This window comes from Crenothrix polyspora, assembly GCF_900163755.1.
Classification (GTDB): Bacteria; Pseudomonadota; Gammaproteobacteria; order Methylococcales; family Methylomonadaceae; genus Crenothrix; species Crenothrix polyspora.
Genome location: NZ_FUKI01000126.1, coordinates 79,985 through 91,615, shown reverse-complemented (window position 1 = coordinate 91,615; position 11,631 = coordinate 79,985). Strand labels below are relative to the sequence as shown.

Sequence of the window (11,631 nt, the reverse complement as noted above, 5' to 3'; positions counted from 1 at the left end):
TAACCTAACTAAAAAACACTATGAAAACACTCTTAATTTTACCTATTATCGTGTCATCTTTAATGGCTAGTTTTACCAGTTACGCGCAATGTACCTCTAGCCCAGTGTTACAATCCGATTCAAAATTTCCGCAGTCATTACGCGGTAGATTGATTTATCACTCGTATAGCGACTATGGCAGCGGATCATCCAATTTATTTTTAAAAAATTTTCGTACTAATACTTTAGTGCAATTAAATCAAGCTTCTTGGAATATTGAAGATCCCATGAATGCCCATTTTTCGCCAAACGGACGATATATCGTTTTTATGGGTAAGCAAAATACACGATGGAATATTTTTATCTGGAAGCCAGGTTCATCATTAGCGCCAATAAATTTAACCAATCATACTCAGGACTCCAGCGATGTGAGTGAAGATCCTAAGTTTTCCCCAGACGGAAACTACATTGTTTATAAAAATAATGCTGATATTGTGCTAAGCCGCTTAACGTTTGCTAATCCAGATGCACCGCTTCTGGGAACTTCTTCGCGGTTAACTAATAATGGTTACGATACAGAAGAATCAATGCCTTATTTTTCCACCAATGGTAAATCTGTTTTTTACAGCCAAGGCGCGGGGGCTAACAGCGATATTTATCGCGTCAATTTTAAAATAAAATACAATCAATTGGTTGCCGATACACCCAGCTTAGTTACAGGCAAAGAAGGCTTAAGTGAATACTATCCAGTCACTAAAAATAACGCTTTATTTTTTGTTAGCTGGAAAGATGCGCTAACCAAGATGGATCAAATCTATTGGTATTTACCCAATTTACAGGGGCAACCTGTAGAGCTTAGCTTAAATGATTGCAATGCGGATAATTCTGATCCTGCACCAATAGATAACGCCAATATCTTTTTTTCCAGCAACCGTGGTGACAAATTTTATCGTCTGTATGTAGGCAATATTTACACCGGCAAAGTGTGGTCTATGAGTAATTTAGGTGTAAATGAGGCTCAAAAACATCAATTAGGGGCAAGCTATACCAATACGCGCTAGTACTCACCTTACGTATATTTTTATATTAAAATCAAAATATTAAACTAACCCGAGCCAACCTTCTCTCTTTGGAGAAGGTTTCTCAATATTAACTGTAAGCGCTGACACAGGCGCGAAAACACGCATTTCAAGCCTTGCGCTTTTGCCATCACAGTACGCCACTGCCCTTAAATTAAGGCAAATCGTATAAGATAGGCACCCACCATTGGTATTAACACTTGTTCTGCGTGGCCACAAAAGACATATGCCACGCTACTCAGTTAGGCATCAAAATCTTTGACTGTAAGCATTAAATCCACAGCCGACTGCCCTAATCTCATCAAGCAATACGCCTTGTAATGCAGAGCAGATGTAAAATATTTGCTACATTTTAATTTAATTACCTGAAGCACAGTACTATGTATATTTTTTTTACATATCACATTTTATTTGATATTATTTTATTTAAAATAAAATATATTTTTAGTTTTTTGTATTTTATTACTGACTATTATGTAATTATCAGCAGTAAAAAAACATAAAATCGCTGTCTTGCCGTATAGTTAATATAGCTTATGAAAGAATTACTTTTGACAAGTATGCAAGACAATTACAGCAAAAATGTAAAATATTTATACAACCTATAGCACTGGATGACGACCGGTAATTCGGCGCATTATTTTTAACGTAGGCCGCTACTTACCATTGGTACTAGACAAAATAACTGATTGGCATTACGATGTAGACACTGTAATTATTAGCTAAATTTTACAATATGCCTCAAGCAACATATACCTCAATTATGTGTAATTTATCTAATAAATAACAGCCTTTACTACCTTAAGCCCAGTGATTGTAAACAAAATATACACCTAAAACAGTGTAATAGTTTTTAATGTAAGGCGCTAATCCACCCTCTGTGTAAGGGCTGCTTATAAAATGCACAATAGAGTTGTCTTTATAATTTAACACTAGCGCAAATAATTGGTTTCTTTTACGACACAACTTAAATACAAAAAAAATCATTCAATAAAAAATATTATAACAATCATATCCCTATATTAAATATTTATAATTTTCTAAAAGTTGGCCTAAATAATGCTTTTGTTAAATTATGCTGTTATCCTCTTAGTCTACATAAATTTAAGAGGCCATCAGTTGAGACTTTAAAAATTACTCCGCCATGCAGTGTTTTTTAAGCAACTGCAAAAGCATTAATTTTTGGTGAAAACAAATAATTGTTACTGAATTTTAAAAATGCTTACTACACACCAATGTACAGGTAAGTGTGTAATCATTTTTTCAATGTCTGGTAATTTTACATTTTGAAATGAATACAAAATTAAGAATACTGGGGTAAAAATTCAATTTGAATAACCCAACTGCTCTGATTATGACGGTGTTTATGCCAAAAAATTATTCACGTCCTTTACGCTAGGTAATCTAACGCGGACGCGCCATGGAGGAAATCGAAGGATGCTAACAAATTTTCTGTATTATTCCAATATTATGAAACACTTTAACTGTAATGCGCTATCCGGAAAAATAGTCGTTGCTTGCCTGATGGTACTAGAAGGACTCATCGTGTGGCTATCCGGCACGGTCGTCTGTTTATTTGTTGTTCACAATAGCAACGAAAGCTATCTGGCACATCAATTACTCATGATGCTGACCGCACTTTCAATCGTGGGCGTATTTTATATTTCCGGATTATATCGCTTTAATTTAACCGCGAATGCGCTTGAGAAAGACAAAAAAATTGTTGGCCTTATCAGAGTGGTTGCATTTATTTTTTGTGTGATTTTACTGGGCTCTTTCAGAATAGCGATATTTTCACAGTGGTGGGTACTGCTTTGGTGGCTAGGCGTTACCCTTGCCTTGGGTCTTGAGAGAACCGCAGTTTATATGCTGCTCAAAGAACTCGCCATTAAGGGACACTTAACACGTCAAATTGTAATATTTGGTGTCAATGCGCGGACAGGCGAATTTATTGATGCCGTGCAAAACGATAAAAGCCCGTGGATTAAAGTAACAGGACTGTTTGACGATCGTTTAGACAGAACCCCCGCAATGGTTAATGGCAGTCCACTGGTTGGCAATATAGATGCTTTAGTGCAATACGTACGTGATAACCGTTGCTACGAAATATTTGTGGTATTGCCTTTAGAAGCCCGTGAACGAATTGAAGAGATCAGCATGAAACTTAAGCTGTTACCCGTGCCGGTTCGATTAATTCCCAGCTTTTCTATGCACAGTTACGCCGATCACAAGATAGAATACTTTAACGGTATTCCAACGGTAGAAATTTTGAATAAACCCCTTTCCGATTGGGATTTTTTGATAAAGCTGGCGGAAGATCGCTTACTGGGCTTACTTTTTTGCGTGCTACTAACCCCAGTGTATCTGATTATTGGCCTGCTTATTAAACTGGATAGCCCAGGACCTATATTGTTTAAACAAAAACGCTATGGCTATAACAACCAGTTAATTGAGGTTTATAAATTCCGTTCAATGTATGTTAATCAGGCGGACATGACGGCAAAAACCTTAGTTACTCGAGATGACCCCAGAGTGACCAAGTTAGGTGCTTTTTTACGACGTAGCAGTCTTGATGAGATTCCTCAATTTTACAATGTGTTAAAAGGTGACATGTCTATAGTTGGCCCACGTCCTCACGCGTTATCAGCCAGTGCGGCAGGTAAACTGTATGAAGTAGCGGTTGCAGGCTATGCTGAACGCCATAAAGTTAAGCCAGGTGTCACCGGTTGGGCACAAGTTAATGGCTGGCGTGGCGAAACCGATACCGAAGAAAAAATATTAAAACGCGTAGAGTACGACATAGACTACATTAAAAATTGGTCGTTTTTTTTAGACATTTTTATTATCTTCAGAACCGTATTTGTTGTTCTTGATCAAAAAAATGCGTATTAAAGTTAACTGTATCGCGTAAAGTACGTTAACAAAACTAAAAACTGGCACATAACCAGGGACGTGTTATTAAGCTTATTTCATGCTGGCTGTTAATTGGACGTTGGCGGTTTTTAGTTTTTAATCATACTCGAGGGGACTCGTTTTGCAGTGGTAAGGCAGTGTGCTTCTCCTCGGTTTCATTACAATAGGATATTAATATGAATCTAAACCGTGGCGTTTTTACTGTGTCTCTTGATTTTGAGCTGTATTGGGGAATGAGAGATATAGTAAGCATTGAACAATACAAAGATAATCTTCAGGGTGTTAGAAAAGCCATACCCGAAATGTTACAGGTGTTCAGTCAGAACGATGTTCATGTGACGTGGGCAGCGGTCGGGCTTTTGTTTTGTAATGATACTCACGATTTAAAGCAAAACCAACCTGACTTATTGCCAACCTATACCAAGGCAGTGCTTTCACCGTATAAATATGCAGAACAAGCAGGAGAACTTGATAGCTTATATCATTTTGCCCCTGAGCTTATCGACTTAATTCTTCAGCACGATGGCCAGGAGGTAGGTACACATACCTTTTCCCATTATTACTGTCTCGAAGACGGCCAAACACAAGCTCAATTTGAACAAGACATTGCTGCGGCTATCGCGATTGCAAAACGCAAAGGCATTACCATAAAAAGCATTGTTTTTCCGCGCAATCAATGGAATGCTGACTATTTTTCTACGCTAACCCAATTGGGTGTGCAGTGTTTTAGAGGTAAAGAATCAAGCTGGATGTATAAAGCCGCCTCTGTGGATGTCAGTCAAAATCAATTTCGAAGAGCGTTTCGCTTAATGGATGCGTATATTAATCTGTCCGGCCAAAATACTTACGATTTAAACACCTGTGTCCAAAATGCGCCATTTAACTTCCCGTCAAGTCGCTATCTTCGCCCCTATTCAGCCAAGTTAGCCGGTTTGGAAAAATTGCGTTTAAGGCGAATTAAAAAAGCAATGGACGATGCCGCTATTAATAAACGCTTGTTTCATTTGTGGTGGCATCCACATGACTTTGGAATTAATATCAGTAAAAACATTGATTTTCTTAGCGAAATTATTACACACTATCAGCTTTTAACAAAAAATTACGACATGGTTTCATTAAATATGAGCGAGTTGTGTCAAATGCAGGACGCATAAATGAATACCAAAAAAATCCGCGTTGTTATGTTGTGTGGTAATAGGCAGTCTTCCAGAATAATGTATAACGGCTTAGCCTCGCATGTCGACATCGTCAACATAATTGTTGAAGATAAACCTTCGGCAAAAATAATGATACAACGCAGAATGGCGAAACTAGGTGCTGCAAAAACAGTTGGACAATTGTTTTTTTTAGTGGTTAATCGGTTACTTGAAAAATTATCTACCGGCAGAATTACGCAACTTATTTCTGCTTACGGGCTGAATGAGGACAATTTCCCAACCGCGACTACCATTAGAGTAGCCACCGTTAACAGTGCGGAAGTAATTGCTTTACTAAAAGAAATTCAACCTGATGCAGTGGTTGTTAATGGCACGAGAATCATAGCGAACAACGTGCTGACGTGCATAGCCGCGCCTTTTATTAATACCCATAACGGCATTACGCCAAAATACCGTGGCACACATGGCGGCTACTGGGCTTTGGCAAATAGCGATGCTGATAATTGTGGTGTTACATTACACCTTGTTGACCCAGGCATTGATACAGGAGGTGTACTTTATCAAGCCACTATTCAGGTAAATAAGCAAGATAATTTAAATACCTACCCGATTCATCAAATCGCCAAGGCGATTCCACTGATGATAGCGACACTAGATGATATAAAAGAAAATCGGTTAACTATTAAACAAGGTGTATTTCCGTCACAACTATGGCATCACCCCACTTTATTGGAGTATATACAAAATTGGCGACACAAAGGTGTGAAATGATGATGAACAAAATGTGTACAGTATTTTCATAACTGATTAATTACACTAAATGGAGATCAGGTAAAGCCTGACCTCCAGAACAGGTATATTTTGTTGAGTAATCGATGTGAATTGAAAACGCTTACAGCGTTTTCACAGTTCAATAGTTACAGCGTAACCGTTCGCACTGAGCTTGTCGAAGTGTGCCGTTCATGCTTCGACAAGCTCAGCACGAACGGTGGCTGTAACTGTTCTAAATTGAAAACGCTGTAAGTGTTCAATCCCCCTTTGAAAAAGGGGGATTGAGGGAGATTTATTTAAAAAATCTCCCCTAACCCCTCTTTTTCAAAGAGGAGGACTGAATAATTACCAAAACGTGGCAGTTTTATATGTTTTTTTGTACATCAGCCGCTGAAAATATTAAATTTTTTTTCAACGCTAAACAATTAATAAGGATTGTATGTCGATGAATATTCTTCATGTATTTCGTTCACCTGTCGGTGGGCTGTTTCGTCATGTGTGCGACCTTGCCGAAGAACAAGCACGATTGGGTTATAATGTCGGTATTATTTGCGATGCGTCAACCGGTGGCAACAGCGCAGCCAGTAAGCTGGATGCGTTACAAGCCATCTGCACTTTAGGTGTACATCGGGTTCCAATGAGTCGCCATATTGGCTTTTCTGACATAAAAGTTTTACGCGATATTCCACGGTTGTGTGCTAAACAAAATATCGATGTTGTGCATGGGCACGGTGCTAAAGGCGGTGCCTACGGACGCATTATGGCCAAAATATTAACTGCCAAAGCCATTTACACCCCACACGGTGGCTCAATGCACTATTCTATTACCACACCAACAGGCATGTTTTATTTGTCGTTAGAACGCTATTTAAAAAAATTCACTGACGGTATTATTTTCGATAGTAAATCCAGCGCAGAAACATATCGTGGTAAAATGGGCGGCTTCTCGTGTGAGCATCGCATCGTGCATAACGGTTTGCGCGATCATGAATTTAACAGCCTTAATCGCAACACACCTGAAAATCAGTTTGTCTTTGTGGGTGAAATAAGAAAGCTTAAGGGCTTGGATATTTTATTACAGGCACTCACTTTGCTCAAAGAGCGTAATGTCAGCCTATTGGTTTTTGGCGCAGGCCCTGATGAAGAGTTTTTTAAACACCGTGTTAAAGAGCTTAATTTAACCGAACAAGTCACCTTTAACCCACCCATTTTTCCGGTAACCAAAGCCTTTATTAATGCGCGGTGTGTTGTTGTGCCCTCTTTGGCAGAATCATTCCCTTACATTGTCTTGGAAACTGCGGCGGCAAAAGTACCGTTATTGACCACCAACGTAGGCGGAATTCCTGAAATTTTTGGTCCACATGCCAATCAGTTATTGCCAGCAGGCAATGCACATGAACTGGCCAAAGCAATGCAATTTGTACTTGATGATCATGACGGCGCTGAACAATTAGCTGCCGCCTTGCATAAATATGTCTATACTCATTTTAGATTTTCCACAATGGTAGAGCATATTATTGCGTTTTACCGTGAATTACTTTCTTTTCCTATTGAAATACCTGCAAAAAGCTAGATTTTATTGACATCTGCTAAGGCAATGTCAGGTACAGTAGTGTTATATTACGTTAATTACACCAAATGGATGCTACTACTTAGTCAACTTTATTTTGTCGGGTGTTGCAAAAACCTACGAGGTTTTTAAAACCTCGTAGGTCTCACGCTGATCAAAAATATACCTGACATACCAAGATTGACTGAGTACTAGGCTCTGCCTGATAATTAAGCAGAACCTGGCCTCCAAATATAGAGCGCATATACAGCGTTTTCACAGTTCAATAGTTGCAGCGTAACCGTTCGCACTGAGCTTGTCAAAGTGTGCCGTTCGTGCTTCGACAAGCTCAGCACGAACGGTGGCTGTAACTGTCCTAAGTTGAAAACGCTGTATCTATTGGGTAATCAATGCAGACTGAAAACACTGTCATTAAAAATTTAACAATTACTGCAATTACTGGCAACGCATTATTTTAAAATAGTGTTTTCTGGGAATATCAATAAAAGCAAGTGCATTCAATATCCCTTTAATCCCTTTAATAGAATTGGTAGGTCGTCGTTGTTAGTAACTGAGTCTCTTAAAACCGTTATTTTTAATTCTTTTGCCGACATAGAAAGCATTTGGCGCTCTTTTGAAGAGTCCGGTGATAACTATGCGTTTCAGAGTTTTAATTTTTTAAAACAATGGCATGACAGCGTTGACATAGTAACAAATTGTCAAGCGTGTTTAGTTGTTGTTAAATACCCGCTTGACCAACCGATTATGATTTTACCGCTGGGTATTGAAAAACGCCACGGTATCCGCTGTTTAGTTTGGCTAGGCGGCGAAGTTGCAGATTATCATGGGCCATTATTAAGCCCCGACTATTCTAAAAAACTGCCCGCAGCGCTATTTCAGCAAGCATGGCGTATCATTCAAGCACAATTACCTGCTTTTGACAGCATTGTCTTCGAAGAAATGCCGCAAACTATTGGTGGCCAACTTAACCCCTTTGTATCACTGCCCTGCATCCCAACCGCCAGCAGCGCCCATTTTACCGACTTAGGAACTGATTTTAATGCCTTCCTAACACAAAAACGCAGTAAAAAATCCCTTGATACCGAAAAAAGAAAACATAAGCGCTTACGAGAATTCGGCCAGGTTGAATTTGTTATCGCCACCCATTCTACGCAAACAAAGCGTTTTTTGGCCGATATGATTAGCCAAAAAGTGCGTAGTTATATGGAAATGGGGGTCAGTAATTTATTTGCCAGCAAAGAAGTCTGTGATTTTTTTGCAGCATTATCGCTGCAATTATATCCATCAGGCATGGTGCATATGAGTGCGTTGACATTAGATGATAGAGTTATTGCTACGCATTGGGGTCTGGTTTATAAAAAACGTTTTTACCATTTGTACCCAACTTACGAGCAATCTGAACTAACCCGGTATGCACCGGGCGGCTTATTGATGTGGAAGCTATTTGAATGGTGCATTGATAATGGTATCGAAACTTACGATTTTACCATTGGCGATGAAGCTTATAAAACCCAATGGTGTAATCACGAATTAAATTTGTATAATTATTATCATGGCACAACTGTATTAGGTAAAACCTACACGGTATTTTCGGTGGCTTATCATCGCTTAAAGCGTAAAGTCAAACACACGCCAAAGCTCTGGGAGCGAGTGCAAACAATGCGTTCATGGCTCGCTAAAATATCATTAATAAACCACTAACTGCCCTATAACAGCACAGTGTTTTAAATATTTCTTGATTTGTCCAATCTCTCTCCGCTGTATCAATTTTTACCCGCCAAGTTCGATGTGTTATTGGCTTACTGCTACAATACACTTACTTTAACTGTATAAATCATAGAAAAATGGATGTCATCCAACGCATTGCCGAAGAATTATCTGTTAATACCCAGCAAGTCAGCGTCGCTGTTGCCTTATTGGACGAAGGTGCAACCGTGCCATTTATTGCCCGTTACCGCAAAGAAATCACCGGCGGTTTAGATGATACCCAGCTAAGAACACTGGCCGAACGCTTGGTTTATTTACGCGAACTCAATGATCGTCGTGCCAGCATTTTGGACAGTATTCGCTCGCAAGATAAATTAAGCCCAGCACTTGAAAATGCCATCAATGCCGCCGATACCAAAACGCTGTTAGAAGATTTGTATTTACCCTATAAACCCAAACGCCGTACCAAAGCGCAAATAGCCCGCGAAGCAGGCTTAGAACCGCTATCTGATGCGTTATTGGAAGACCGCAATCTGCTGCCGGATGTTATTGCAGCCCGCTTTATCGACAGTGAAAAAGGTGTGCCAGATGTAACTACGGCTTTAGAAGGTGCGCGGCAAATCATTATGGAGCGTATTTCTGAAGCAGCGGGTTTGCTGGCCAGTTTACGTGAACATGTCTGGCAAAAAGGCGTTATACATTCAATTGTTGTGGCAGGTAAAGAGCGCGAAGCCGAAAAGTTTAAAGATTATTTTGATTACCATGAAGCCATCAATAAAATTCCCTCGCACCGCGCGTTAGCCTTATTCCGTGGCCGTAACGAAGGTTTTTTAAGCACGACCTTAAAGCCGGGCATGGATGAGCCCTTAGAGCAGGAAGTGTGTATTCAAGCGGTGCATCGCCATCTTACTATTCCTGATACCCGTAAACCTGCCGATGCCTGGCTGGCTGAAACGGCTCGCTTGGCCTGGAAAATAAAGCTGTTTACCCGTATTGATCTGGATTTAAAACTCACGTTACGTGAGGCTGCGGAACGTGAAGCCATTCGTGTGTTTGCCAGTAATTTACGCGATTTACTGCTGGCAGCCCCCGCAGGCGCCAAAACCACAATGGGCTTAGATCCCGGTATACGTACCGGTGTAAAAGTGGCGGTGGTTGATCCCACCGGCAAATTACTGGCCACCGATACCATTTACCCGCATCAACCACGCAACCAATGGCAAGAATCTATTGCCAGTTTGGCCAAATTGATAAAAACCCACGGCGTTAATTTGGTGAGTATTGGCAACGGCACGGCATCACGCGAAACCGACCAATTGGTAGCGGATGTGATGAAATTTTACACGGAGTTAAAATTTACCAAGATCACGGTCTCAGAAGCGGGGGCTTCGGTGTATTCCGCATCGGAATTAGCCGCCAAGGAATTTCCGAATCTGGATGTTTCGCTACGTGGCGCGGTATCTATTGCCAGACGTTTACAAGATCCACTGGCGGAATTGGTAAAAATTGATCCCAAATCTATTGGTGTCGGTCAGTATCAGCACGATGTGAATCAAGCGCACTTGGCCAGAGGCCTGGATGCCGTGGTTGAGGACTGCGTGAACGCAGTAGGTGTCGATGTAAATACCGCCTCCGTGGCTTTGTTAAAGCAAGTGTCGGGCTTGTCTGCCAGTATCAGCGAAAATATTGTCGCTTTCCGCAACGAACACGGTTCGTTTAGTAACCGAAAGCAGTTAAAAAAAGTACCGCGTCTGGGTGATAAAGCCTATGAACAGGCGGCAGGCTTTTTACGTATTATGAATGGTGAAAATCCATTGGATGCGTCCGCCGTGCATCCTGAAGCCTATCCGGTAGTGGAAGCGATTATTAAAGATACTGGTAAATCCATCCGTGATCTTATCGGCCAAAGCCAATTTTTACGCGGCTTAACAGCCGCCAATTACACCGACGAGCGTTTCGGCTTGCCAACGGTGACCGATATTTTGCAAGAATTGGAAAAACCTGGTCGTGATCCTCGGCCAGATTTTAAAAGTATCACTTTTAAAGCGGGTATTGAAAAAATCACTGACTTGGAAGTGGGTATGCGCTTAGAAGGCGTAGTGACTAATGTGGCTAACTTTGGTGCGTTTGTCGATATTGGTGTACATCAAGATGGTTTGGTACATATTTCGCATTTGGCAGATGCGTTTGTTAAAGAGGCGCGGGATATTGTCAAAACCGGCGATATGGTCAAGGTGACGGTTTTGGAGATTGACCTCGACCGTAAACGTATTATGTTAACCATGAAAAGCCAGATTGATCCGGCAGATAAAATACAGCCTAAGCAAGAGCGTGATCATTCAAAACACGTCAATAAAATCAAACCACAAGCAGCGCCACTACCCAATGCAATGGCCAATGCAATGGCCAAGGCGTTGAAAAAATAAAACCTGAAAAGCTCTGCTATACTGATCAT

7 protein-coding genes are annotated in these 11,631 nt (G+C 40.5%); all 7 read left to right on the top strand.

What is annotated here, in order from left to right:
- The first annotated feature begins 20 nt into the window (after nt 1-20).
- The 7 genes from CRENPOLYSF2_RS11755 to CRENPOLYSF2_RS11720 all read left to right on the top strand — a co-directional run bounded on the left by CRENPOLYSF2_RS11755 (nt 21) and on the right by CRENPOLYSF2_RS11720 (nt 11,602).
- Nucleotides 21-1,040, top strand: coding sequence for a TolB family protein (locus CRENPOLYSF2_RS11755; protein ID WP_087144132.1), 1,020 nt, complete (start codon nt 21-23; stop codon nt 1,038-1,040).
- 1,455 nt (nt 1,041-2,495) lie between these two features.
- Complete coding sequence (locus tag CRENPOLYSF2_RS11745; RefSeq protein ID WP_087144130.1) at nt 2,496-3,950, top strand: undecaprenyl-phosphate glucose phosphotransferase; 1,455 nt, start codon at nt 2,496-2,498, stop codon at nt 3,948-3,950.
- Between the two features lie 197 nt (nt 3,951-4,147).
- A complete protein-coding gene (locus CRENPOLYSF2_RS11740; RefSeq protein ID WP_087144129.1) occupies nt 4,148-5,125 on the top strand; it encodes a polysaccharide deacetylase family protein in 978 nt (325 codons plus the stop codon).
- Nucleotides 5,126-5,899 carry a formyl transferase gene (locus CRENPOLYSF2_RS11735; RefSeq protein WP_217884105.1) on the top strand — a complete coding sequence of 258 codons (774 nt, stop codon included), beginning with the start codon at nt 5,126-5,128 and terminating at the stop codon, nt 5,897-5,899. It abuts the gene before it with no gap.
- Between the two features lie 445 nt (nt 5,900-6,344).
- A complete protein-coding gene (locus CRENPOLYSF2_RS11730) occupies nt 6,345-7,472 on the top strand; it encodes a glycosyltransferase family 4 protein (protein ID WP_176371111.1) in 1,128 nt (375 codons plus the stop codon).
- 537 nt (nt 7,473-8,009) lie between these two features.
- Nucleotides 8,010-9,170, top strand: a complete 1,161-nt coding sequence (locus CRENPOLYSF2_RS11725; protein ID WP_087144127.1) for a GNAT family N-acetyltransferase — start codon at nt 8,010-8,012, stop codon at nt 9,168-9,170.
- A gap of 143 nt (nt 9,171-9,313) precedes the next feature.
- Complete coding sequence (locus CRENPOLYSF2_RS11720) at nt 9,314-11,602, top strand: Tex family protein (RefSeq protein ID WP_087144126.1); 2,289 nt, start codon at nt 9,314-9,316, stop codon at nt 11,600-11,602.
- Nucleotides 11,603-11,631 lie beyond the last annotated feature (29 nt).